Here is a 22,100-nt window from a genome sequence, read left to right as displayed (position 1 = left end):
GGTGCGGCTGGCCAGCCACCGGTGAACGGTGACGTGCTCTGCCGCCCCCGTTCTGAGCACCCGAGCTTCTTTCGGCGTCTCATCCGACAGAGCGGGAGAGCTGCAGTTGCACCGGCTCGATGCGGCCGAGGCGGCATGCCCAGGCTGCGCCCTCCCAACGGCCTGCCCGGGGAGCGAAGATCACCGCGATGACGCTGTGGAAGCCCAGTACCGGATCGTTGAGAAGTTTCCTGTAGGTGGCGGCGTCGCGAGCGCTCGGGATGGGGCGGCTGGTGGGGTGGGTGTGCCATTCGCCGACCCAGACGCTGCCGTCGCTCGCGAATGCCTCGTCGGCCAGTGCCTGGGCGTGTGCCAGGTCGCGGAGGAAGTAGGTAGGGGTGCGCACGGCGGCAGGTCCGGGGGTTCCGGCGTGGTGGACAGTGACGGTGTCGTGAGTGTGGTGTCCCAGCAAGATGCCTCCGGTCTCCGTGCTGTGGTCGGCCGTGCGCAGTTCGGTGGTGACGATCCGGGAGGCCTGTGCGGTGAGGTGCACGGTGGTGACGGGCTGCTGGGTCATGGGGCTTCGCAGGTGGGGCAGCCGGATCTCGGTGGTGTGGCGGGCAGCCAGCGCAGCTCGGCGGTGTGGCCGAGGTCGAAGGGTGGGGCCCAGTCGGGTTGGCGACGCAGGCCGAGCAGGGCATGCTCTCCCGGCAGTCGCTGGTCGGGGTGTCCGGCACGTTGGAGGACGGTGGCGACGGCGGTTTTGGCTGCGAGCTGGGCCACCAGGTGCAGGTCGGAGCCGACGGCGGTCATCGGCCGGTGGCGGGTGCCGGTGCCGTACCCGGCGTCCAGGGCGGGCTCGGGGTCGAGGCCGCCTGCCTCGGCGAGGGTCCGTCGTCTGCAGGTGAGGCAGCCGTGCTGGGGCCAGGGGCGCAGTCGCAGGATTTCGCCGAGGGCGCCGTCCTGCAGGACGCACGCGAACACTGCGGTGAGGCCGGCGCGGCGGGCCAAGTGGCCGGTGACGCGGCGCGGGGCTACTCCGTCTGCCGTGCATACGACGAGGTGGGTGTCCGCGAGGAGGGCCCGGATGTGGTCGGCGTGCTCGATGACATCGAGGGCCAGAGCGCTGACGGTGGTGTCGGGGCGCAGTGCGGCGAGTTCCTCGGCGAGGGCGGTGACTTTGTGCCGGCCGATGTGTCGGCGGGCGCTGGTGTGCCGGACGAGGTTGTGCCAGTCGAGGCGGTCGGGGTCGACGAGGGTGAGATGGCCGACGCCGTAGCCGGCCAGAGCGTGGGCGGTGGCCGAGCCGATGCTCCCCGCTCCGACCAGCATGATGCGGGTGTTCTGCAGTTCCTTTACGGGCCAGTGACCGCCGAGTTGCCGAATCCCGGTGGTTTCGGGCTCAGCCGACGCCTCGATGGGCTGGAAGCCCGCGCGGGTGACGTGCCAGGCGACGAGGTCGGGCAGACCGCTTTCGGGGAAGGCGTCCTTCACGCCGGGGGCGTGGGTGATGGCCACATAGCCGCCTTCTCCCGGCGTCTTGAAACCGCTGGGCACCGCGTCCTTGAACGCGTCCAGCTTCATGGACGTGCCCCGCCGTGCCCGCAGGAGGTACCAGAGCGCGTGCAGTTCACTCTTGGCCTGGTACCAGTAGCCAGTAGGACGGGAGTCGCAGCCAGCGAGCAGGCGAGGGGCAGGGGGCGGCGGGTCGACCGAGATGATGGAGCCGCCGCCCTCGGAGATGCCGCCCACCACCGCTAGGTCGTCCGGATGGCTGATACGCAACGACAGTCGGCCCCACGCGCCCGAGGCGCGGAGTGTGGTCGCGGCGTCCTGCGGGATGAGGATCAGCACGAGCAATCGTCCTGTCCGCCGGTGTCCAGCTCAGGGTGGTCAGTGGTGTCCTCGGGTGACGGGGGCTGGGCCAGGAAGTGGTCGAGGCGATCGTCGGTTACGATGCCGCTGCCGGTCATCTGCTCGATCGCCTGATGTTTCATCAACGCATACTCGATCCGCCAGCCGGCGGCCTTCAGCAACAGATCGACAACCGACTCGCGGCCCGTCCATACGTCGTCCCGCAGAAGGCACAGGCTGGCGTCGCCGTTGACGTGCCAGCGGTGCTGGGTCCATTCAAACGGTTCGGGCAGTGGATCCACGGGAACGAGCCGGGGCGCCACCATGGGGTAGGCCTGGCTGTACTCCAGACGCACAAGGAGCCCTTCCTCGCCGATCCAGGCGGTGAGATGCTCGGGCTCGGGCCTCTCGAAAGGCCAGCGGGGCAGCCTGCCCTCCCAACTCCCTGCTCCGGCCTCGTTCCAGAGGAGGCCGGGGAACTGAGCGGTGATCTCCTCATGGTCACGGTGCAGTCGGCGCGGTTCGCACGCCCACCAGGTGTGGTGGGTGCGGCCGTTGGGCGTGTGTGCGGTCGTCATCCCTGGGGTGCATCCTTGATGGGCCGCGGAGTGATGAGCGCGGGGGTCCCGGTGATCAGTGAGGCTGGCTTGGCCGGCGCGGCAGGGGCCGGGAAGTCGCCGCCGAAGATCCTCTGCCACAGCCGCAGCGCGTTGTCGGTGTCTCCCTCGGCAGCAGCAACGCAGGCCCGCTCCGCGAGGTCTGCGGCGTCGGCGAAAGCATCAGACAGACCTGCATGGTCCAGGTCCGGCTGGATCTGACCACACAGCCCCGCCGGGTCCCACACGCCCTCGTGGACGCGGACCGCGGCGGCGGTGAAGAACGTCCTCAGTGCCTGGGAGCGGTTGCCGGACCTGGGCATGCAGTTGAGGGCGAGGACCTCCATGACGAGAGACTTGATGCCTCCCTGGACCGGGGCGGTGAGCCGCCACTGTTTGAGGACCCTGACCAGAGGCCGGAAGTGCGGCCAGTCCCGCTGGTGATCGGCGACTTGGCCGATGAGGTATTCCGGGTTGGCCGGCACCCACCGGGTGTTCAGCTTTTCGGGGATGAGCAGCGAGCCGTCCTCCTGGCGCAGGGCGGCCATGACGTCGACGGTGAAGGCCTCCGGGTCCTCGGGGTCGTCCAGGAAGCACTTGACTGCGTGATTGCGCACGAGAGTGTGCCGGACCTCGTTGGCGTGGGTGCCGTTGGTCTGGCTCAGCAGCCGGTTGACCTGGGTGCGGACGTGCTCGAGAGCGTCCTGGGCGCTCGGGCCGTCGTTCCCCCACTCGGGGTGCTCGTCGGGGTCGTAGACGATCACGACATCGACGTCGTGGATGGGCTTGAGCTGCGTGCTGCGGCTCAGAGAACCCGAGCCGAACGTCTCCAGGACGTCCGGCTCGCTCAACAGCGCGGTTTTGAACAGGTCCCTGCGCTCGCGGGCCAGTCTGGTTTTGTCTATGTCTTCGTTGACGGTCTTCTGGAACGCGTCGAATGCGTCGTCGATCCCCATGCGGTGTGCCTCCTCGGGCGCGTCGTCCAGCCCGGGTGCACGCCGCGGCCGCCGACCCCGGGCTGGGGCACGGCGGCCACAAACAGGCATCTATGGCTGCTCGTTCACCACAGTAAGACCCACCACTGACAAACCCTCCTGCACCAGGACTAGTTGATCATTTACGGCAGCGGCCATCCGCATCGGAGCCGCGTGCTTGATGCAGGTGAGAGGGACCGTCTGAGCTGCTGCCTCGCATCGAGGACCCGCCGGGCCGGGCCCAGGCCCGATGCAAACCTCGGCTAACGGCAGGGGGACGAGACAGCCGGCCAGGGAAGACACACTCCTCGCATCTCCGGCGGGCATACCCCGAAGGGACAGCCCGGGGAGAGGGGGCTCAGCGTCTGGGCGGGACCGCTGCGGTGGAGGGGCTGTTGTTCTTCCACGGCCCGCTGCCGGTCGCCGTCGCGCTGGGCTGGCTCACGGCCCGCGACCGCCTCGCCCGGCTCCACCATGACATGCGCTTGGCACGCGGCACCACGACGCCTCCGGCGGCGGGACCGTAGGGGCTTAACGAGCCCTCATGCGTCGATGACGAAGGCCTTCTCATACACCTGCTGTGCGTTGACGTCCTCGTACACGGTGGTGGGGCGCAGCCGGTTCCACCGGTTGCCCAGCAGCAGGGCCAGGCCCATGGGGCCGGCCTGGAAGAGGTGGATCGCGGGATGTGCGCGGCAGGCACGGCGCAGCAGGTCCCGGATACCGACGGCCAACGCGCTGGCCGTCGCGGCATCCGGGATGGAGTTGTCCTTCGCCCCTCCGGGCGGGCGCAAGACCAGCAGCCGGGAGACGGGCACCCGATGCTCGCGCAAAAAGTCCAGCACGTCCTGCGTGGGGTCCGTGGCGACCGCGACGGCCACGGCGAGATCCGTTCCAAGGTCAAGGGTGTGCTCATCGACGGCTGGCGTCAGCGGAGAGTCGTACGCTGCGGTGGATGACCACAGCTGTTCACGCTGAGCCACGGCAAGGTCGGAGCCGGCCACCATGCGGAAGGCAGCACCGACCACGAAAGCGGGTGCCAGACGCAGGCTGCCGGTGACAGCGACCGTGGTGGTGCCCGGCGGCATCCGGTACGGCGCGGCCTCAATGTCCGCCTGCAACTGCGCCCAGGTGGCCGGGGCCAGCGGACGCCGCTTCACATACGGTGAGGCTCCCTCGAAGCGATCCACCCAGTCCAATGCGTAATCGGCGTCCTCCGCCATGGGATCCGGCTTCAGGGTGGCGATGGACAGCACCGGACGCGATGAGCCGGTTTCCAGGCCCAAGGCCCGGATCGCCTCCCTGATATCCGCCAGGGACAGGCGGCGCTGCCCGTCGGCGACTTGACGGGCCACCCAGTCCGCGCCGGAGTGCATGGCCTCCTCGCTGAACCGCAGCCCTGCGGCGAACATCAGCATCTGCAAGTGCTCATGCAGGTGCATCACGTCTCGTGCCAGGTCGAAGCGCAGCACCTTCAGCAAGTCCAGCAGCCTGTCCTCACTCAGCCCGGCACCGTCGGCCCAACGCCTGCGTGCCTCACCCTTCTTGGAGCCCGGGCCCTGCTGCGCCGCCTTCGGAACCAGAAGCTGAGTGCGGGAGTCCCTCAGCGAGATCAGCGGGTCTTCCGCATCCGGGGACCGGTTGCTCAGCAACGCGAGATCGACCGGAGTGCCGCCCTCGGTGAGCTTCTCCCAGGCTTGCGCCATCTTCCGCAGGATCGACGGGCCGCCGCGATCGCTGAGCTTGAGCAGGTAGTCACCGTTGACCGGGGTAGAGCTGTCCGCGGCGTACTTGACCTGCATGTAGGTGTGCGGCGGCACCTGCCGGTACAAGACGACATCGTCCAAGTTCCCCGCGTCGTCGACCTCGACGCCCACCGCCACCACCGGGTTGGACGCACGCAGCGCCGCATCCCGGACAGCGGCGACACACCCCTGCCACGCAGCCAGCCACTGATAGCGGTCACCAGCAATACGGACACCCGTCGAGCTCGGGGCAGGCAGGTCTCGCACTGAAACGATCTCCCAGGCGTCGGGCCGCCGCGCTTACGGCCATCGGCATGCTCAGCCGATCATCGCCGCAAGCAAGGCCAAGTGGGAAGCCCTCGCACCCACCGGCAGTCGGGCGGGGCCACAGGCTCTCGCCCGCTCACCGGCACACCGCCCAGGACCCCGAAAGCCTTCTCGGTCGCTGCTCCGCGTCCGAGAGCAGTTGATGTGTGTCCGGATCAAGTTGCGGCGTGCCAGGTCAGAGGACCTCGAATCAGAGAAGCAGCAGGTCAGACGTTTCAGAGAGTCGTCCGGCCCTAGTCGAGATCCCGCAGGCCAGAGGCTCTCAAGTCGTCGACGCAGGCCTCACCTCTGGCTGGTCGTGACACGCACCGGGCATACGGGCCCGGCGATGGCCGACGTGCCGGTCGACCGGGAGACGGTCGCGCGCGCGTTCGGGTTCCTGCTGATGGCCGAGCGGATGGCCGACCCGGTGCTTATCGCCGTGGCGCGGAGTCTGGACCCGCATCGCTCGGCTCCGGTGCTGTGGCAGAAGGTGGACTATCACGGCAGTGTGACCAGTCGTCACGGTAGCTACTGGGTGTGCGCGATTCACGCGCACGCCGACCCGTTCAGTGAGGTACCCGAACTCCGCTACGACCTGTGCGAGTTGCGCGGCATCATGGCCGTGGCGGTCAGGAACGTGCGTCGGGTGAGCATCACCCCCCTGTCTGAGTACCACAGGATGGAGTGAAAGGCCCAGGTCAGATGGGGATTCACACACCTCAGGAAAGGTCTATTATTTGATGTGTTGAGGGGCGGTGGCCCCGCCCCTCGGCTCCGCAGAAGTCAACGCAGCGTCCCGGGGGCGGTGGCCCCGCCCTCGTGACGCAACGAAGGGGAGAGCATGACTCAGCAGTTCGCCGAGCGCGCCGTGAACGTCGCCGCCCCGACCGGGGCCCGGAACGCGAACCTGGCCGATCTGGCCCGCATCCTGGAGGACCAGAACCGCCGCAAGCTGGACGTGATCGCTCCGGCCGCCGCGCTGCGCTTCCGTGAGGGCAACCTGCACGTTGAGGGTGTGGAGTCGCTGATCACCGAGGACGGCGTGACGGACGTGGACGGCGTCTACCGGCCCACCGCCGTCGCCGACGAGGGCATCGCCGACAAGCTGAAGATCCCGCTCGCCTACCTGCGCCGCATGCGCGCCGACAACGTCCCGCTGCTGGACGAGAACGTCAACGCGTGGCTGCGCACCGCCCCCGAGCGGCGTTTCATGCTCCGTGCGTTCCGGGGTGAGCACGGCCCCGGGATGCGGCCGGCCGAGGGCGTGGCCCGTGCGCTGCTGTCCGACAGCTACAAGTTGATGGACAACCTGGACATGCTGTTGGCCGCGCTGGACGGGGTGAAGCAGTCCGGGCACCCCACCCAGGTCACCGGCTGCGACCTGACCGACCGGCGCATGTACGTGCGGGTGGAGTCCGAAGCGGTCGCCGTCCAGGCCCGCACGCTGCTGCGCGGCTACCGCTCGCCGTTCGACGATCGCAGCGGTGACGAGCTGCCGATGATTTCGGCCGGGTTCGTCATCACCAACAGCGAAGTCGGGGGCGGGGCGTACACGATCACCCCGCGCGCGGTGGTCCAGGTCTGCCGCAACGGTATGACGATGGCCAAGGACGTCATGCGCGCCGTCCACCTGGGGGGCAGGCAGGATGAGGGCGTGGTGTCCTGGTCCGGGCAGACCCAGCGTAAGACGCTGGAGCTGATCACGTCCAAGACCGCCGACGCCGTGCGCACGTTTCTGTCGCGGGAGTACGTCGAGGCGAAGGTGCGTGAGATGGAGGACGCGGCCGGTAAGCCGCTGGCCGACCCGACGAAGACGATCGAGCACGTCACCAAGACGCTCAGCATCGGCGCCGAGGCCAAGGAGACCATCCTGGCGCACTTCATCCGGGGCGGGCAGATCACGGCCGGGGGTGTCATGCAGGCCGTCACGTCGACCGCGCAGACCCTCACCGACGCCGACCAGGCCGCCGCCCTCGAAGCGCTCGCGCTCCCGGCCCTCACGGCCGCCGCCGCACACGGCTAACCCACCAAGCCCCCGCGCGGGCCGGGGCATCCCCCCGCCCTCCCCTCCCCGGCCCGCGCGGGCCCAGCGCGCAGCGCCCCACCCGAGCTAGGGGCGCGCAGCGCGCCCGCCCCCTCCCTGCCGCACCAGGCGGCTGCGCAGCAGCCCGCCCGCCGGTCCCCGAAGCGCAGCGCAGGGGACCCCACCCCCGGCGAGCGCAGCGAGCCGCCCCCACTGCCCCGGGGCGCAGCCCCGGGGCCACCCGCTGCGCGGGGAGAGAGAAGCCGTTGTTGCGCCCCGGCCCATCACCCTTCAGGAGTGACACGCCATGTCTGCCCGCCCGGAGCTTGTCCGTCCCGACGACGCGGCCATCGAGGCCGCCACGGACCGCGCGATGACCGCCCTTGCCGCCGTGTTCGAGGCACTCGGCGACGGCATGCACACGCTCAACTTCGCAGTCGAGCGCACCGACAACGCGTTCGTCACGGGCCGCGCCGACCTCAGTCTGAACACCGACCCGGCCCGTCTGGCCGTGGTCGACGACGCCGAGTTCTACGCCCTCAGTGCGCTGTTGGTGTTCGCGCTGGAGGGCAGCACGGTGCGCCGTGCCGTCCTGGTGGCCACCACGGCCGCCGAGCCGCGCCCCCGGGCGTGCGGCTGGACCGTGCGTGACGGATGGCTGCACCCCATGAACACGGACGACGTCCGCCGCGCCGTCACCCCCTGCCCGGGCGTCAACGCCGTCCAGCGCGAGGTCTACCCGGCCCCGCCCCTGCCCCAGATCACCGACACCGGCGAGGAGAGCCACCACGGCTGAGAAGCCTGCCGTCACCAGCGCACACCGAGCGAAAGGCCCTGCCGCTCATGGACACCACCGTCAGCCGCGAACTGCACCTGCGGCTCATTCTGGCCGGTGACTCTTCCCTACCTGTCCGGACCGGTCTGCGATATGACACGGCCGACCCTTACGCCGTGCACGCCACCTTCCACCTCGGAGCCGAGGAGACCGTCACGTGGGTGTTCGCTCGCGAACTCCTCGCCGAGGGACTTCACCGCCCCACGGGCACCGGGGACGTCCGCGTCTGGCCGTCGCGCAGTCACGGTCTGGGCATCGTGTGCATCGCCCTGAGCACACCGGAGGGTGAAGCCCTGCTGGAGGCCCCGGTGAGGGCCCTGGAGTCCTTCGTGAAGCGCACCGACGCCGTTGTGTCACCCGGTACGGAACGCGACCACCTGTGTCTCGACGAGCAGCTCACGCGTCTTCTGGCGGAGAGCTGAGGCAAGACGCCCGCCCGTGCCGTCGCCGCAGGGTGACGGCACGGGCCGCGCAACAGCACGCCAGCGCCCCCGCCCTCTCTGCACCGGGCCCCGGCTCTGCTCGGGGCCGTCCAGGAAGCCAACCCCGGAACGACAGGAGACAGCGCCCATGACCGGTCCGAGCCTGACCGTAGAGACGCCCGCCGGCCGCGTGCACGCCACCGCCGGTCCCGTCCAGGACGACGCCGTCGTGTTCGAGCTGGGCGGGGCGATGCGCGGCAGCGTGTACGTCACCGGCACTCACGACCCCCACTACTGGGACCGGTTCACCGCCGTGCGTGCGTGTCTGGGTCCGGTGAACTCATTCCGGGCCACCGCCCCGGCCGAGGACGTGCCGCGGCTTGCCCGCAGCCGCACGGGCCACCGGGGCAGCCTGACCCTCTACCGCGACGACTTGGACCACCCGCAGGTGACGGTGTATCCGATGGAGTCCGCCGCCGGGCACGAGCCGTCACCGAAGACCGAGGCGACGCTCACCGCCGTCCTGCGCGGCTGCGCCGAGCACGTCGCCCAGCGCGAGGACCTGTTCGTGATCCTCGAGGGCGCCCGGCGCCGGGACACTCCGGCCCTGCTGCGCTTCCTGACGTGGTCGGTCGCCCACCACCAGGCCGAGGCGGCCCGTCTGGAGCGTGAGGCCCGCGCCGCCATGCCCGCGTGTCGGGCCGCCGTGGCCGCGTGGTGGACCGCAGCGCGCTGGTTCATCGCATGCCCGCACCCGGTACTGCTGCTGGTGCTGGGTGACTACCCCGGGTCGCTGTCCCGCGCTGTGGCCGTGGAGCAGTGGCGGGGTCCGTACTGCCGCACCGCGGCCGTGCGCGAGCGCGAGTACGCCCGCCGTGCTCAGGCCGAGGCCGACTCGCTGCGCGCCGCTCAGGCCCAGTCCCGCAGCCGCCGACCGGCTCCGCACGGTGCCGCGCCCGAAGGGGCGGAGCGCGCCTACTTCGTGGTCGGTCAGTGGAAGGGCTGCGGAGAGGTCGACGTGTGGCACGTGGAGGAGGCCCCGGACGATCCTGCCGCCCGGGCCGAGGCCCACGACCGGCATGCGTGCGACGCCGAAGACTCCTTCGGCAGCGTCGACGTCGTCTACGCCACCAGCCCTCAGGCCGCCGCCGAGCAGGCCCGCCGCGAGGCACGCCAGACCAGCGAGCGCATCCACCGCGACCTCACCCGCCCCTGACCTTCCCTGGGGGTGGCCCCACGCCGGGCCACTCCCGGCATCCCCGGCACGCATCGATGAGAGAGGTTCTGATCATGGGTTGGCTGATGAGTCTGGGCGAACGTACCCGCCCCGACGTCCCCCGGTTCGCCGAGTGCCCCGCTCCCGACGAGGCCCGCGCGCTGGCCCTGGCCGACGACTTCGGCCAGCTGCTGTTCATCCTGCGCCAGTGGCGCCAGGTCTACGGCGAGGAACTGACCGCGTGGGCAACCCGGGTGGAGGCCGACGACCTCAGCACCCTTCCCGCCGACCTGCTCGCCACATGGGAGTGGCAGCACGACTTCATCCGGCTGGACACCGAACCCGGCGGCTACGTGCGCGTGTCCGACTACCGGGACGTGCCGGCAACCCCACGCATCACCGCCCGCACCCACACCGGCCTTCAGGTGTGGACCACCGCCTCCTGAACCGAGAGGTGAAGCCGTGACCGGCCAGCCGCGCCCGTGGCGCCCCGAGGACTTCGACGAGCACTGCGAAACGTGCGGCGCCGCACCGGGCGAGCTCTGCAAGCCGTGGTGCGACACCGGCTACACCGCCGACGACTACCGCCGCGACGCCCAGCGCCGCGAGGGGAACGCCCCCGCCCACCGCCCCGCTGCGGGTCGACCACCCGCCTGAGGACGTAGAGGAGCCGCCGCCATGGCGCAGCAGTTGACCACGCAGAACGAGATGGACGCGTTCGCCGAGCAGGTGGCGCGCGAACTGGGCACGCACTGCCGCACCCGCCCCGGCTATCCGCACAAGATGGGACGGATCATCATTGACGACGAGAACCGGGGCCTGCGCCTCTACCAGTACGACCCCCGGCGCCCCGACCGGCTGCAGATCTACGCCGGACTGCCGGACGAGACCCAGGTTCAGGCGCCGTCCATCAAGGTAACGGCCATCAGCCCGGCCCACGTGGCACGCGAGATCACCCGGCGGCTGTACCCCCTGCACGCCCAGGCACTGGCGCAGGCCGCCGAACTCACCGCCCGCCAACACGCCGAAGCACGCGCCCGCCGCGCCGTCGCTGAGACCCTCGCCACCGCGCTCCCCGGCGCCCGCATCGAGGAGCAGCACCGGCGCAGCCGAATCATCTGGCAGCACACGCCCGAGCCCACCGGACAGCACCACCCCGCCCCGGTCGACAGTCTGTCCGTCACGGTCGGCCCCTCCGGGGAGCGAGTCCAGGTCGAGGCCGGCGGCCCACCCGACGCGGTACTCCCCATGCTCGCCGCCTTCACCCGAGCGCCCCAGGAGTAAAACAGCAGGTCAGGGGCGGGTTCACACCAACCAGCGAAGCACTATTATTATAAATGCGAGAGGGGGAAGCCCTCGGCCCCCTCTCGCACCCTCACGACGGCGGCACCCGCCCTCCCCTCTTGCTGCTTCAGCCCTCCCTCCTCAGGAGTTGCCATGCTGCGATCAGTGCGCCGCGCCCTGCGACCGGCCCGTCTGCGCATCCCCACCCGCCGCTTCGACGCCGGGATCGCCGCCCTGCCGCCCACCGCCCGCGAAGCGTTCGGCACCACCGTGAGCGCGGAGGAGGCCGTCGCCTACAACCGCAGCCGGGTCGCCACTGCCACCGCCGTCGCCCTCTACCGCAGCGGCTACCGACTGCCGATGCCGGACGAGCACCTGAACGACGCCGTGCGCGCCCTGGAGTTCCAGTACTCGGTGCCCAGCCCGGAGACCCGTGCCGCGATCCGCGCCGCGCTCGCCGTCCTCGACGCTGACTACACCGTCACCGTCACCCGCTGACAGGCCACCGCCATCGGGCCGCCCCAGGCGGGCGGCCCGCAGTTCCCGAAGGAGACCCGTGTTCCTGGTCGTACCGGACCCCGCTCACGGGCTTGTCGCCGCCCCTGAGTCTCCCTGTGACCTCACACCCGTCACCACGCAATTCCTCACCGGCCAGGGGTTCGCCTGGAACGGCGACATCGAGGCGTACACCCGTCGGACCGACCAGAGCCCCGCAGCCGTAGACCGCATCGCGGGCGTGCTGCGCGACCTCGGTCACTACGTCTTCTGCGCCCACCGGCCGCTGCCCACCCGCTGAGCGCGGCGCTCGCCCCAGTCAGGCAACTACCCCTGCTTCGACTGCACCGACGGAGGTCCGCCATGTCCCGGCACCACCGCCCCAAGTCGCCCGTCCGGTACGCCGCCGCCGAGCACGCGGGAGCGCACCAAGTCGTGGACCAGCTCCACGGGTACGCGCTCAGCAGCCACACCACCCGCGAGGCCGCCGAGGCCGCGGCGCGCGAGCTGGCCGCCGACCCCGCCGCCGCCATCGCGGCCGTGGAGGCACTCGACGCCGCCCAGAGCGGTCCCGCGGCCGCGGAGCGGCGCATCCTGCGCCGGTACGGCTACGCCTGGAGCGTGCGCCAAGACGAGATGCTGGATCTGATGCGGGAGTTCAGCTACCGCCGGCTGGAGACTCTCGTCTGCGCCGGCCATCTGGCTCTGGTGTTCAGCCCGGCCGGGCAGCCGTACTACACCACGCCCGAGCGCTTCGAGCAGCTGTCGCCGCGCTGGATCCGCGACGGGCAGGAGTCCTTCCCGGCCGCCGAACTGAGCCGCCTGGAACGCCCCCGCCCCGCACGGCAGGCCCTACCCCCGCGCGAGCGCTACGCACCATGCGAGCTGCACGGCATCACCCTGTGGCGATGCATGCTGTGCGGGCCACGCGAAAACTTCGAGTGCCAGTGGGGCGCCTGCACCGCCAACCGCATCACCGCCTACTGCGAGCAGTGCGCGCGACTCGACCCCCGGCGCCGCTTCACCCTGCCGCCGCTCCGCGACCACGACTAGCGGCAAAAGAGCAGTTCAGGGGATGGGTTCACACCAGACAGAAAAGGTCTATTATTTTAGTTGGGGCGAAGTGAAAGCCCGTCCGGCGTGTCTCGCCACCACCTCACATCAGGAGGGATGCCACCCATGAAGCCTCTGGAATTGGCCGGACTGCTGGCCGCACCGACCAAGCAGCCGATGCGTGACGCACTCCGCCACCTGCCACCCAGGCAGCTGGATGCACTGATCATCGAAGCTCTGGCAGTCACCGAGGAGGCATGGCGTCAGGTCGTGGTCGATCGAGTCGCGGTATTTGCGGCCGGGCAGGAGGGAGACCGTCCGGCGGTGGCTGCCTACTTCACGCCCATCGAGAGGGCGGAAGACGGCATGCGCGTCAGGTGGAGTCCGTTCATCGCAGCACTCACCAGCAGTGAGAACATCCCCGACCTACGGCACGCCACCACCACGGCCACCTTCGTACCGGTGGGCGAGGCGTCAATGGCCGAGGAGATGTTCGCCGACCCGGAATTGACCACCGCACTCAACCGACTCTCGGCACTGGACCCTCCGGGGAGCGAAGACATCCTGCGCGTCCACCTGCCCACCCGGCAGGTCGTCCGCCTGACCTCGACCTGACCTCACTCGCCTCATTACCCACGCTTCCGCAGCTCAATGGGTATCTAGCCCTCACAGCAAGAAGACCTAGTATTTGATTTAGGTCGGGAGGGAATCCCTCCCGACCGCGCTCATTCGCCACTACGGCAGGGAGAAGGAGAGCCTCATGGCTACCGCCGTCTCGACCCCGACCGAATCGCCCGCTCCTCCCGAGGAGAACACCACGCAGGTGGTGTGGCTGGACGCCGCACTGCTGGTGCGTGACGAGTGCAACGCCCGTGAGCACGACACCGAGCCGGACGAGAAGCTGATCGCTTCCGTGAAGGAGATCGGCGTCGAGGAGCCCATCAGCGTCCGACCCAAGCCCGACGGCACCTATGCCGTGTTCAAGGGCTGGCGGCGCGCGCAGGCCCAGCAGGCCGCCAACGCCACCGCCGAGGCGGAGAACCGCCCCGTGCGGCCCGTGAAGGCGTACGTGCGCGAGGACCTGGTGGGCCGCGACGGCTGGACGCGGTTCCTGTCCCTGGTGGAGAACGACCACCGCGAGGGCATGAGCGAGCGCGACACCCTCAAGGCGAAGGAACTGGCGCTGATCGGCATGGACGAGGTCGACCGGCGCAGGGCCGCCAAGGCGCTGGGGGTCGGGAAGAACGCGGCCAAGCAGGCGAAAGCGGCGCAGAAGCTGGACGACGCCGCGCTGCGGCGGGCGGCGGCCGGTGGGATGGATCTGGAGCAGACCGCTCAGCTGGCCGAGGTCCAGGACGTGGCGAACGCGGAGCGGCGGCTGCTGCGGGCGCTGGAGCGCGACCAGGCGGAGGGCAGCGGCGGGCGCGGTCACTGGGATCAGGAAATGGCCCTGCTGAAGGCCGAGCAGGCCGACGCCGCGAAGCGTGCCAAGGTGCTGGCGGAGCTGGAGGAGGCGGGCATCCCGCTGCTGACGCGGCCGTCCTACGGTCAGAAGGACCCCTCCCATCCCCTGTCGGAGCTCACCACCGGTCTGGGCAACCCGCTCACCGAGGACAACCACAAGGGCTGCCCCGGCCACAGTGCCCGGCTGGACGACGAGCACCGGCCCGTGTGGCACTGCTCCGACCCGGCCCAGTACGGCCACAAGGTCCGCCCCAAGCCGAAGAAGCCGCGCACCGAGCAGGACGAGAAGGCGGCTGAGGAGCGCCGGAAGGTCATCGCCTGCAACCGGGCGTGGAAGGCCGCTGTCGGGCCGCGCCAGGACTTCGTCACCCGGCTGGTGCGCATGAAGACCCTGCCGGACGCCGCGCGCGTCTTCGCGCAGGAAGTGCTGCTCACGCTGCCCTACTACTACAGCTCCTGGACCGACAAGCAGGAGTCGCAGACCCTCGCGCGGTTCCTGGGCATCAAGGAGCCCGAGAAGGCCGACCTGGCCGAGACGGCGGCGCAGCTTCCCAAGGCCCGCCTGGCCAACGCCCTGTTCGCGCAGGTCGCCGCCGCCTGCGAGTACGGCATCCGCGAGCCCAAGACCTGGTCCCACCTCGCCACCTGGCAGGCCCGCTACCTGCTCCTGCTGGAGTCCCTGGGCAAGGCCGACAACGGCAGCTACCAGCTCTCCGAGGTCGAGCAGCAGGCCGTGGCCAGCCACCGGCCCACCCCCGACAGCGCCTCCAGCGTCGAGGCCAACAGCGACGCCAGCGTCGACGCCTGACGCTCCCTCACCTGCCCGAAGAATCCGGCCGGGCACGCCCGGTGCCCGGCCGGTCGTCCCCTCCCCTCAGAGAGGAAGAACCACCATGTCCATCGGTATCGACGACGTGCGCACCTTCATCCGGCAGCTGCCGGATGCGGCCGCCGTCGCGCAGGTTCAGGAGGCCGCCGCCCGGCGGCTCGGCGAGATCGACAAGGCCGCCTACAGCGGCATCGTGGCCGGTCGCCGCGCCCGCATCAACGACTCGCTGCGCCCCGCCTTCCTGCGCCGCCTGACCGGCACGGTTCAGGAGCGCAACCGCACCGGCAGCCGGGCGGGCTTCCTGCTGGACGAGGAGTCCACCCGGCTGCTGCGCACCGACCCGCGCAACAACCGCTACCGCATCCCGGAGGGGACGACGCGCTACCGGCTGCCCGGCAGCGGCATCCCGGTCTCCTGCCTGGACCTGATCGAGGACTGACCGTCCCCGCGCTCGCCGGGCAGGGCAGGGCCCACGGCCCTGTCCTGCCCGGCGGCCCCGACAGCCGCCGGAGCGCGGCCGTTCCTTCCCTCAGACGTATGAGAAGCCGGAGAGCGACCATGGCCATCTCCTTGCGCACCGTTGCAGCCGCCCGGGCCTACGCCCGCGAGATGAGGGGCGCGCCCGTGCCCGAGCCGCCGAGCAGCGAGGCGGACGACGGCCCGCTGAAGCCGGCACACGAAGCGGCCTACTACCTGGCAGTGGCCGAGACGTTCCGCATCCACACCCGGCCCGGCGAGCCCGCCAGGCCGGACACCAAAGAGCTGCGTGCGGCCGTGCGGACCACCCCCGGCGGGGGCGCGTGGTACCGCCGCGGTGACGAGGCGGCCCGGCGGATCATCGCCTCCGACGACCGCATCCGCCAATTGCCTCAGGACCCCGACCAGCTGTGGGCGCTGCTGGCCGACGTGCTTCAAGCCCTGGACCAGCTCGGCCAGGCGCCGCAACTGGACGGCAGCAACCTGCGCCGTGACCACCTGCCCGGCCACCATGCAGCGATCCGCCGCACCTGTCCGATCGGCGGCTGGGGCCCGGTGCGGGTGACGTGGAATCCGAACGGCGCCCGCCGCTGGACCGACCTCCACCACGGCACCTGGCAGTGGCCCGTCCCGACAACCGAACCGGCCGCGCCCACACCGGCGACACCCCGCCCCTGACCGCCTGGTCAGCTCCGCACGGCCTGCGGGACCGCATCTCCGGCAACGCCGTCCGCGCCCGCCCTGGTGCTCTACCCGCTCAGCTGACCTCGTCGACGAGCACGGCACGTCCCGCAGAAGGCTGACCACGGCCCGGCGGCTGTGGCTGTTGCTACTCCCAGCCCATGTTCCGGGCGACGATCTCCCGGGCCCGTTCCAGGTCGCTCTCCGTCGTTCCAAGCGCCCACTCGTCGAGCTGTGCCAACAGATCGGTCAACGCCTGCTTTTCCGCTTTGTGGTTGACCGGCAGCCGGTCGAAGTCCAACTCCATGAGCCAGTGGAAGAGCACCACCACATCGGGCGCCCAGAGGCTGATATCGACATGAGAGTCAAGGTCCAGCGGGCCGGTCGCATCGTCGGTCATGACCGAACCATACGGCCGGCCGCGCCAACCACGATCTGCCTTTGCGGGGGGGCGGGGGGGGCGGCGCGCGGCCCGCGGGGGGCGCCGGGCGGCGCCGGGGGTGGGCGCGGGGGGGGGGGGGGGGCGGCCGGGGGGCGCCCCCCCCCCCGGCCCCCCCCCCGCCGCCGTGGATCACGGAGCAGTTCACCAATAGTGACGGCGGCCGGCGACGGCATGTCCCATGGAGCCCATGATCCACAGGATGGCGCCGATGACCGCGAGGATGATCCCGATCGTCCACAGGATGGACACGCCGGTGACGAAACCGATGACCAGCAGGATGATGCCGAGGAGGAGCATGATCGCCTCCGATGCCGAACGGTGTTGACTTCACTGTGTACCCCGGTTCGGCGCCGGGGAAGTGTCGGCGGGCACCTATTTACGGAGCGGCGGTCACCTTGAGGTGGTGCGGGCGGCGGCGCCGCTGCGGCTGGGCTCCGACAGGGCGATCCGCGCCGTGATGCGTTTGCCGACCGGCTCCTGCTCCATGAGGAGTTCCTCGGTGACCGCCTTGACGATCTCCAGGCCGTGCTGGCCGATTCTGCCGGGGTCGGCCGTCCGCGCGGCGGGGACCGTGGGGTCGCTGTCCCAGACGACGATCTCCACGGCCCGGGAGGTGAGCCGCAGTTCCATCAGGACCGGGCCGGGCGCGTACTTGCGGGCGTTGGTGACGAGCTCGCTGACCACCAGCTGGGTGAGGTCCCTCGCCCGGGCCGGGACGGGCAGGTGATGGTCACCGCCGGCCCGGTCCAGGAACGCGGCGGCGTGATGGCGGGCGTCCGCGATGCAGTGATCATCCTCACCCAGGGCGTACCCGGCGCGCATCACCTGCTTCTCCGGACCCGTACAGTCGTCACCGTCGGCATCAGATCCCATTGGCCTCGTCCTCGTTCCCCGTCATGGGCGCGCCAGTACCCCTCTGCCGTCGTGGCATGCAGCACGGATGGAGCGCTAATCGGTCACGTGGGTGCATCCGACCCCGTCCGTGGGGCAGAATCACCCGCGCGACCTGCCCCGAGGGGGCAAGCCTAGATTGCAGTCGAGGAGACCGTGGCCCACACCGAGCAAGCTGACCGGCCGAGCCGGCTCTCTACGGACCATCGCGTGGTCGAGGGGGTCCGTGTCGTCACCCTGCGGGGTGAGATCGACCACGACGTCCAGGACGTCCTCAGGGGCGCCCTGCTGGGTGAGGACGGCACGGGGCCGGCACGGATCGTCGCCGACCTCAGCGGTGTGACCTTCATGGACTCCAGCGGCATCAACGTCTTCGTGGCCGCTCACCAGCAGGTGAGCGGCGAGGACGGGTGGGTGCGCATCGCCGGCGCGCAGCAGTCCGTGCTGCGGGTGCTGCAGCTGGTCGGCGTCGACACGCTCATCCCCTGCCACCCCACCACGGAGCAGGCCCTGACCGCCTGACCACTCCTGGGCCGCGCGGCGTACCGCCCGAACGCCCCGGCTCCGGCGGCACCCGGAGTGGGTCATGTCCTGCGCCACTGGTCGATGACGGGCCCGAGGCAGTCCGTCGGAGGGGTGCGGGGACCTGCCACCCGTGGCGGACGTGGCCGAGTGCGGTCCCGTCGATCAGGGGGTACCCGTCGGGCCGTTCCAGGCTGTCCGTGACGAACTGCGGATCCGCGGCGGAACCCGGACGGGCTCCGCCGCGCCGCGTGCAGGTCGGCGACGCTCTCCGCGTTCGCCTCGTAGCCGGGTTCCCTGTCCCGGTCCTCCTCGGCGAACCGCCGGAACGTCATGGAGCAGCCGTCCCGCTGCACGGGCCCGGGCGGCACGAGCGGGCTCGGTGCGATCACCGGGACCGCCTCGCTCGTCGAGTCAGCGAGTGACGTCCGGTTCGCCCTGCCGGCGGCGGGCGAGGACTCGCCTCCACCCGTGGCCCGGCTCCGGCCATGACTCCCCCGCACGCGATCGCCGCCGGCGCGCCCGTCCGGCGTGCTCACGCCCGCGCGCGCCGCCGCGCAGCCGAAGGTCCCCGCGACCGGAACGCGGCGGACGGCCGAGAATCCCCGTGCGCTCACGGGCAGCGCCGGCGCCCGCCTGATCCGATCCACGCCAATGTCGTCCGCGCACCCGGCCCGAACGGCCGGCGGCACCCGCCCCGCGTGACCGCCCCGGCCCACCCGGCCCGCCTGGGCCGACGCGCCCCCGCCGCACCTCCACGTATCCATTACGTCACCTTCACGTGAGGAGCACTTCCAGCCGAGGTGCCGGCGGGGCCCGCGTCCCGGGGCAGACGCCCCGGGTGCCCGGTGCCTAGCCTCCCGGCCATGCGATCACCCCTGATGAGACGCCTCGGCCTCGGTGCCGTCCTCGCCCTCTTCCTCGCCGTGTTCGGCCTGGCCCCGGGCGCGAGCGCGGCCGACCCGGCCCGGGCCGAGCTGAGCTTCGCCACCGACAGCGCCACGACCACACCGGGCGGCACGGTCAGCCTGTCGATGACCCTCACCAACCACCACACGCACGACGTCTGGTTCGTGTACCAGACGATCGAGCCGACCTGGCTCACCACACAGCGCCCCGACCTCAAGTACGGCTTCTCCGGGTGCAGTCTGGCCACCGCGAACGGCGCCACGCCCTGTACCGGGACCGGCCCGGCCAACCTCGGCGCCAACTACGGCGCCACGATCCCGCCCGGCCAGAGCCGTACGGTCACCCTGCAGCTGGACATCGCCGCGGACTCCGGCTGCAACGGCAACATCGGCTTCTACTCCTACTTCTACGCCGAGTTCAGCGACTCCACGAACGTCAGTGGCGGCCCGGTCTACACCCCCGTGACCCGCGTGCTGTGCGCGTGACGCCGCCCGGCGGCCCGGCGGCACGGTGGCCGTGACCTGAAAGACGCTGCGCCCGGACATCCGGTCCGGTCTGGACCACTGGCATGACGACCGGCGGGCCCCGGGGGCCCGCCGGTGCGCCGCACAGGGCCCGGACCAGCGCCGGGATCCCGCGCAGGCATCGCAACCGGCTCTGGCCGGCGACCGGGAACGGGGCATCTCGCTTCCGGAAGCACCCGGTTCGACACCTGCGCTTTTTCGTCATGTTGCGCAACATGACCGCGAAATCTCCACACAGACATCACTATGTGACGCGAACGGATGCGTGACGAACCGGCTTCTGAGGGGGACGCCGGCGGCACGCAAGGGGGTGCGTCCGCTCCACGGGAGCCGTGCTCATCCCTGCCCGGGAGGGGACTTCACCGCATGAAGCGGACCTTACGCACCACCGTGCTCACGGTGGGCGCGCTCATCGCCGCACTGGGCCTGCCGGCCGGCCCGGCACAGGCCGACCCCACACCTCGCGTCGACCTCCGGGTGCTGGTGGTGAGCGACGGCGGCCCGCCCACCGACGCGATCGCCGCCGAACTGGCCGCGGCCGGCACGCCGTACACCCGGATCGACCTCACGCAGTCCGGCCGGACCGTGATCGACGCCGGCTTCCTCGCGGACACCGTCGACGGCCGGCCGCGCGCCAGGTTCCAGGCCGTGGTGCTGCCCAACGACAACCCCTTCCCGGCCGGTTCGGCCGAGATGGCGGCCCTCGCGGCGTACGAGCGCACCTACGGCATCCCCCAGGTCGACGCCTACACCTACGCGCGCCCCGAAGCCGGCCTGCAGTACCCGGTCCACGGCGGCTACTCCGGCAGCGTCGACGGCGGGCGGGCGGAGGTGACCGCCGCGGGCAGGGCGGGGCCCTTCGGGTACCTCGACGGGCCGGTGCCCTTCGAGGACAACGACCCGGCGATCGGCGAGAGTTACGCCTACCTGTCCCAGCCCGTGGCGGGAGCGGACTTCACCCCGTACGTCGAGGCGGCGATCCCCGGGCGGTCCGCCAAGGGCACGCTGGTGGGCGAGTACCGGCACGACGGGCGGCGCGAGCTGGTCGTCACCTTCGTCTACAACCGGTACCAGCAGCAGTTCCGGCTCCTGGCCCGCGGCATCGTGGAATGGATGACCGGCGGCGTGCACCTGGGCGCCTCCCGGAACTACTTCTCCGTCCACGTGGACGACGTCTTCGCGGCCGACGACCGGTGGAACAGCGCGCTCGACTGCACGCCGGGCGACGTCGACTGCACGGACCCGAACGCCACGCCCGACCCGATCCGGATGACGCCGGCCGACGTCGACCACGCCGTCGGCTGGCAGAACGACAAGGACTTCACCCTCGACTTCGCCTACAACGGCGCCGGCAGCGTCGACCACCGGCAGGACAACGGCGGCGCCGACCCGCTCGCCGACCGGCTGATCGCCCGGCGCGGCGAGTTCCGGTGGATCAACCACACCTACTCGCACCCCTTCCTGGGCTGCGTGCAGGACACCACCGTGGTGCCCTGGAAGTGCGCCGTGAACGCCGACGGCAGCACCCGGTGGATGAGCCGCGACGCGATATCCGACGAGATCGCCACCAACCGGGTCTGGGGCCGCGGCGCCGGACTGCCGCTGGACGACGGCGAGTTGGTCACCGGCGAGCACTCCGGCATGAAGGTGCTGCCGCAGCAGCCCGAGGACAACCCCAACCTGGCGCTCGCCCTCGCCGACAACGACATCGCCTGGCTCGGCTCCGACAACTCCCGTGAGCCCGGCCAGCGCCGGGTCGGCCCGGCCACGACCGTCCCCCGCTACCCGGTGAACGTCTTCTACAACGCCGGGCGGGCGGCCGAGCAGGTCGACGAGTACAACTGGATCTACACCAGCCGCGCCCAGGGAGGCAGCGGCATCTGCGAGGACCACCCGGACACCACCACCTGCCTGCCCGCGCCCCTGGACACCGCCACCGGCTACGCCGCCCACATCGTGCCGGTGGAGACGCGCATCGCGCTCGGGCACGTCCTGGCCAACGACCCCAAGCCGCACTTCATCCACCAGTCGAACCTGGCCGAGGACCGCATCGCGTACCCGGTGCTCGACGGCGTCCTGGACGGCTACGCGGCGCTGTTCGCCGCGAACACGCCTCTGGTGAACCCGCGGATGAAGGACATCGGCGCCGAGCTCGAGCGCCGGGCCGAGTGGCAGGACGCGCTCCGCGCCGGGCAGGTCACCGCCTACCGCGTCGGCGGCACGGTGACCGTCGAGGCGCCGGACGGGCTGGCGGTCACCGCGACCCTGCCCACCGGCACCACCCTGGCCGGCGCCGCGTACGGCGAGGCGTACGCGGGAGCCGTGTCCGGGTGGACGCCCTCCACGGGCACGCCGCTCACCCTCACGCTGCCCGCGTCCGCCACGGCTCCCGCCGCCGGCGGCACCGCCGGGCCCGCTTCCGCCACCGGCCCCGCGCCCCGCACCCGGGTCCCCGCGGGCGTCACCGATCCGGTGGGCCACTCCACGGACGGCTGAGCGGACGGCGCCTGCGCGCCCCGCCCGACCGGACGTCCCGGCCGCCCCGCGGCGGCCGGGACCGGCCCGAACCACCCCAC

General features: G+C 71.1%; 27 protein-coding genes. 19 read left to right on the top strand and 8 right to left on the bottom strand.

Translation table 11 applies throughout. The features are described 5' to 3' along the window. Nucleotides 1–79: 79 nt before the first annotated feature. From ACF07N_RS25410 to ACF07N_RS25395, 4 genes are read right to left on the bottom strand one after another with little or no spacing between them, the layout of a single operon-like run. Complete coding sequence (locus ACF07N_RS25410) at nucleotides 80–556, bottom strand: Mov34/MPN/PAD-1 family protein (protein WP_392116964.1); 477 nt, start codon at nucleotides 554–556, stop codon at nucleotides 80–82. Then, on the bottom strand, nucleotides 553–1,833 hold the full coding sequence (locus tag ACF07N_RS25405) for a ThiF family adenylyltransferase (protein ID WP_358853997.1): 1,281 nt from the start codon (nucleotides 1,831–1,833) through the stop codon (nucleotides 553–555). Before ACF07N_RS25405 ends, ACF07N_RS25410 begins: the two co-directional genes overlap by 4 nt. After that, on the bottom strand, nucleotides 1,827–2,411 hold the full coding sequence (locus ACF07N_RS25400; RefSeq protein WP_392116961.1) for a hypothetical protein: 585 nt from the start codon (nucleotides 2,409–2,411) through the stop codon (nucleotides 1,827–1,829). The genes ACF07N_RS25405 and ACF07N_RS25400 overlap by 7 nt, the downstream gene beginning before the upstream one ends. Next, nucleotides 2,408–3,385 carry a hypothetical protein gene (locus ACF07N_RS25395; protein WP_392116958.1) on the bottom strand — a complete coding sequence of 326 codons (978 nt, stop codon included), beginning with the start codon at nucleotides 3,383–3,385 and terminating at the stop codon, nucleotides 2,408–2,410. Before ACF07N_RS25395 ends, ACF07N_RS25400 begins: the two co-directional genes overlap by 4 nt. A gap of 401 nt (nucleotides 3,386–3,786) precedes the next feature. On the opposite strand from ACF07N_RS25395, the gene ACF07N_RS25390 reads away from it, so the two are divergent. Then, nucleotides 3,787–3,930 carry a hypothetical protein gene (locus ACF07N_RS25390; protein WP_358484752.1) on the top strand — a complete coding sequence of 48 codons (144 nt, stop codon included), beginning with the start codon at nucleotides 3,787–3,789 and terminating at the stop codon, nucleotides 3,928–3,930. A gap of 15 nt (nucleotides 3,931–3,945) precedes the next feature. Here the strand turns inward: ACF07N_RS25390 and ACF07N_RS25385 are convergent, their stop codons facing one another. Then, entirely contained in the window at nucleotides 3,946–5,415 is a 1,470-nt protein-coding gene (locus tag ACF07N_RS25385; protein ID WP_392116955.1) for an SAVED domain-containing protein, read from the bottom strand. Between the two features lie 388 nt (nucleotides 5,416–5,803). On the opposite strand from ACF07N_RS25385, the gene ACF07N_RS25380 reads away from it, so the two are divergent. The 15 genes from ACF07N_RS25380 (at nucleotide 5,804) to ACF07N_RS25310 (ending at nucleotide 16,233) form a co-directional block, all read left to right on the top strand. Further along, nucleotides 5,804–6,145, top strand: coding sequence for a hypothetical protein (locus ACF07N_RS25380; RefSeq protein WP_392116952.1), 342 nt, complete (start codon nucleotides 5,804–5,806; stop codon nucleotides 6,143–6,145). 153 nt (nucleotides 6,146–6,298) lie between these two features. Then, a complete protein-coding gene (locus tag ACF07N_RS25375; RefSeq protein WP_392116949.1) occupies nucleotides 6,299–7,480 on the top strand; it encodes a DUF932 domain-containing protein in 1,182 nt (393 codons plus the stop codon). A gap of 307 nt (nucleotides 7,481–7,787) precedes the next feature. Beyond that, entirely contained in the window at nucleotides 7,788–8,276 is a 489-nt protein-coding gene (locus ACF07N_RS25370; protein ID WP_392116946.1) for a hypothetical protein, read from the top strand. Between the two features lie 47 nt (nucleotides 8,277–8,323). Beyond that, nucleotides 8,324–8,737: an SsgA family sporulation/cell division regulator gene (locus ACF07N_RS25365; RefSeq protein ID WP_392116943.1), complete on the top strand. Its 414-nt coding sequence runs from the start codon at nucleotides 8,324–8,326 to the stop codon at nucleotides 8,735–8,737. A gap of 148 nt (nucleotides 8,738–8,885) precedes the next feature. Then, on the top strand, nucleotides 8,886–9,953 hold the full coding sequence (locus ACF07N_RS25360) for a hypothetical protein (RefSeq protein ID WP_392116940.1): 1,068 nt from the start codon (nucleotides 8,886–8,888) through the stop codon (nucleotides 9,951–9,953). 86 nt (nucleotides 9,954–10,039) lie between these two features. After that, nucleotides 10,040–10,399 (top strand): hypothetical protein, encoded by a 360-nt coding sequence (locus ACF07N_RS25355; RefSeq protein WP_392116937.1) that lies wholly within the window; start codon nucleotides 10,040–10,042, stop codon nucleotides 10,397–10,399. Nucleotides 10,400–10,415: 16 nt separating this feature from the next. Then, a complete protein-coding gene (locus ACF07N_RS25350; RefSeq protein ID WP_392116934.1) occupies nucleotides 10,416–10,610 on the top strand; it encodes a hypothetical protein in 195 nt (64 codons plus the stop codon). Between the two features lie 21 nt (nucleotides 10,611–10,631). Continuing rightward, a complete protein-coding gene (locus ACF07N_RS25345; protein ID WP_392116931.1) occupies nucleotides 10,632–11,237 on the top strand; it encodes a hypothetical protein in 606 nt (201 codons plus the stop codon). A 153-nt stretch (nucleotides 11,238–11,390) separates the two neighbouring features. Further along, nucleotides 11,391–11,735, top strand: a complete 345-nt coding sequence (locus ACF07N_RS25340) for a hypothetical protein (protein ID WP_392116928.1) — start codon at nucleotides 11,391–11,393, stop codon at nucleotides 11,733–11,735. A gap of 58 nt (nucleotides 11,736–11,793) precedes the next feature. Then, nucleotides 11,794–12,033 (top strand): hypothetical protein, encoded by a 240-nt coding sequence (locus ACF07N_RS25335; RefSeq protein WP_392116925.1) that lies wholly within the window; start codon nucleotides 11,794–11,796, stop codon nucleotides 12,031–12,033. Nucleotides 12,034–12,095: 62 nt separating this feature from the next. Beyond that, nucleotides 12,096–12,785, top strand: coding sequence for a hypothetical protein (locus ACF07N_RS25330; protein WP_392116922.1), 690 nt, complete (start codon nucleotides 12,096–12,098; stop codon nucleotides 12,783–12,785). 126 nt (nucleotides 12,786–12,911) lie between these two features. After that, nucleotides 12,912–13,400 carry a hypothetical protein gene (locus ACF07N_RS25325; RefSeq protein ID WP_392116919.1) on the top strand — a complete coding sequence of 163 codons (489 nt, stop codon included), beginning with the start codon at nucleotides 12,912–12,914 and terminating at the stop codon, nucleotides 13,398–13,400. Nucleotides 13,401–13,545: 145 nt separating this feature from the next. Further along, nucleotides 13,546–15,057: a ParB N-terminal domain-containing protein gene (locus tag ACF07N_RS25320; RefSeq protein WP_392116917.1), complete on the top strand. Its 1,512-nt coding sequence runs from the start codon at nucleotides 13,546–13,548 to the stop codon at nucleotides 15,055–15,057. A gap of 85 nt (nucleotides 15,058–15,142) precedes the next feature. After that, the gene (locus ACF07N_RS25315; RefSeq protein WP_392116914.1) at nucleotides 15,143–15,517 is read left to right on the top strand and encodes a hypothetical protein; all 375 of its coding nucleotides are present in this window, start codon (nucleotides 15,143–15,145) and stop codon (nucleotides 15,515–15,517) included. A gap of 119 nt (nucleotides 15,518–15,636) precedes the next feature. Next, nucleotides 15,637–16,233 carry a hypothetical protein gene (locus ACF07N_RS25310; protein WP_392116911.1) on the top strand — a complete coding sequence of 199 codons (597 nt, stop codon included), beginning with the start codon at nucleotides 15,637–15,639 and terminating at the stop codon, nucleotides 16,231–16,233. 151 nt (nucleotides 16,234–16,384) lie between these two features. Here ACF07N_RS25310 and ACF07N_RS25305 read toward each other — a convergent pair whose 3' ends face one another. The 3 genes from ACF07N_RS25305 to ACF07N_RS25295 all read right to left on the bottom strand — a co-directional run bounded on the left by ACF07N_RS25305 (nucleotide 16,385) and on the right by ACF07N_RS25295 (nucleotide 17,551). Continuing rightward, on the bottom strand, nucleotides 16,385–16,636 hold the full coding sequence (locus ACF07N_RS25305) for a hypothetical protein (RefSeq protein WP_392116908.1): 252 nt from the start codon (nucleotides 16,634–16,636) through the stop codon (nucleotides 16,385–16,387). A 183-nt stretch (nucleotides 16,637–16,819) separates the two neighbouring features. Next, the gene (locus tag ACF07N_RS25300; RefSeq protein WP_383334803.1) at nucleotides 16,820–16,975 is read right to left on the bottom strand and encodes a DUF6131 family protein; all 156 of its coding nucleotides are present in this window, start codon (nucleotides 16,973–16,975) and stop codon (nucleotides 16,820–16,822) included. Nucleotides 16,976–17,068: 93 nt separating this feature from the next. Continuing rightward, nucleotides 17,069–17,551, bottom strand: a complete 483-nt coding sequence (locus ACF07N_RS25295) for an ATP-binding protein (RefSeq protein ID WP_392116905.1) — start codon at nucleotides 17,549–17,551, stop codon at nucleotides 17,069–17,071. A 174-nt stretch (nucleotides 17,552–17,725) separates the two neighbouring features. Here ACF07N_RS25295 and ACF07N_RS25290 point away from each other — a divergent pair, with 174 nt between their 5' ends. The 3 genes from ACF07N_RS25290 (at nucleotide 17,726) to ACF07N_RS25280 (ending at nucleotide 22,020) form a co-directional block, all read left to right on the top strand. Next, nucleotides 17,726–18,091: an STAS domain-containing protein gene (locus tag ACF07N_RS25290; RefSeq protein WP_383588037.1), complete on the top strand. Its 366-nt coding sequence runs from the start codon at nucleotides 17,726–17,728 to the stop codon at nucleotides 18,089–18,091. A gap of 866 nt (nucleotides 18,092–18,957) precedes the next feature. Continuing rightward, nucleotides 18,958–19,485: a hypothetical protein gene (locus ACF07N_RS25285; protein WP_392116902.1), complete on the top strand. Its 528-nt coding sequence runs from the start codon at nucleotides 18,958–18,960 to the stop codon at nucleotides 19,483–19,485. Nucleotides 19,486–19,890: 405 nt separating this feature from the next. Next, nucleotides 19,891–22,020: a hypothetical protein gene (locus ACF07N_RS25280; RefSeq protein WP_392116899.1), complete on the top strand. Its 2,130-nt coding sequence runs from the start codon at nucleotides 19,891–19,893 to the stop codon at nucleotides 22,018–22,020. Nucleotides 22,021–22,100 lie beyond the last annotated feature (80 nt).

Origin of the sequence: Streptomyces sp. NPDC015242 (genome assembly GCF_043079125.1) — a bacterium.
Taxonomy (GTDB): Bacteria; Actinomycetota; Actinomycetes; order Streptomycetales; family Streptomycetaceae; genus Streptomyces.
Note: the sequence above shows the minus strand (reverse complement) of the source record. Positions and strands in the feature narration are given on the sequence as shown.

Coding starts and splice junctions, on each gene's coding strand:
- ACF07N_RS25410 (WP_392116964.1), bottom strand. CDS start 556: ATGACCCAGCAGCCCGTCACCACCGTGCACCTCACCGCACAGGCCTCC.
- ACF07N_RS25400 (WP_392116961.1), bottom strand. CDS start 2,411: ATGACGACCGCACACACGCCCAACGGCCGCACCCACCACACCTGGTGG.
- ACF07N_RS25395 (WP_392116958.1), bottom strand. CDS start 3,385: ATGGGGATCGACGACGCATTCGACGCGTTCCAGAAGACCGTCAACGAA.
- ACF07N_RS25380 (WP_392116952.1), top strand. CDS start 5,804: ATGGCCGACGTGCCGGTCGACCGGGAGACGGTCGCGCGCGCGTTCGGG.
- ACF07N_RS25375 (WP_392116949.1), top strand. CDS start 6,299: ATGACTCAGCAGTTCGCCGAGCGCGCCGTGAACGTCGCCGCCCCGACC.
- ACF07N_RS25370 (WP_392116946.1), top strand. CDS start 7,788: ATGTCTGCCCGCCCGGAGCTTGTCCGTCCCGACGACGCGGCCATCGAG.
- ACF07N_RS25365 (WP_392116943.1), top strand. CDS start 8,324: ATGGACACCACCGTCAGCCGCGAACTGCACCTGCGGCTCATTCTGGCC.
- ACF07N_RS25360 (WP_392116940.1), top strand. CDS start 8,886: ATGACCGGTCCGAGCCTGACCGTAGAGACGCCCGCCGGCCGCGTGCAC.
- ACF07N_RS25355 (WP_392116937.1), top strand. CDS start 10,040: ATGAGTCTGGGCGAACGTACCCGCCCCGACGTCCCCCGGTTCGCCGAG.
- ACF07N_RS25345 (WP_392116931.1), top strand. CDS start 10,632: ATGGCGCAGCAGTTGACCACGCAGAACGAGATGGACGCGTTCGCCGAG.
- ACF07N_RS25340 (WP_392116928.1), top strand. CDS start 11,391: ATGCTGCGATCAGTGCGCCGCGCCCTGCGACCGGCCCGTCTGCGCATC.
- ACF07N_RS25330 (WP_392116922.1), top strand. CDS start 12,096: ATGTCCCGGCACCACCGCCCCAAGTCGCCCGTCCGGTACGCCGCCGCC.
- ACF07N_RS25325 (WP_392116919.1), top strand. CDS start 12,912: ATGAAGCCTCTGGAATTGGCCGGACTGCTGGCCGCACCGACCAAGCAG.
- ACF07N_RS25320 (WP_392116917.1), top strand. CDS start 13,546: ATGGCTACCGCCGTCTCGACCCCGACCGAATCGCCCGCTCCTCCCGAG.
- ACF07N_RS25315 (WP_392116914.1), top strand. CDS start 15,143: ATGTCCATCGGTATCGACGACGTGCGCACCTTCATCCGGCAGCTGCCG.
- ACF07N_RS25310 (WP_392116911.1), top strand. CDS start 15,637: ATGGCCATCTCCTTGCGCACCGTTGCAGCCGCCCGGGCCTACGCCCGC.
- ACF07N_RS25305 (WP_392116908.1), bottom strand. CDS start 16,636: ATGACCGACGATGCGACCGGCCCGCTGGACCTTGACTCTCATGTCGAT.
- ACF07N_RS25300 (WP_383334803.1), bottom strand. CDS start 16,975: ATGCTCCTCCTCGGCATCATCCTGCTGGTCATCGGTTTCGTCACCGGC.
- ACF07N_RS25295 (WP_392116905.1), bottom strand. CDS start 17,551: ATGGGATCTGATGCCGACGGTGACGACTGTACGGGTCCGGAGAAGCAG.
- ACF07N_RS25285 (WP_392116902.1), top strand. CDS start 18,958: ATGCGATCACCCCTGATGAGACGCCTCGGCCTCGGTGCCGTCCTCGCC.
- ACF07N_RS25280 (WP_392116899.1), top strand. CDS start 19,891: ATGAAGCGGACCTTACGCACCACCGTGCTCACGGTGGGCGCGCTCATC.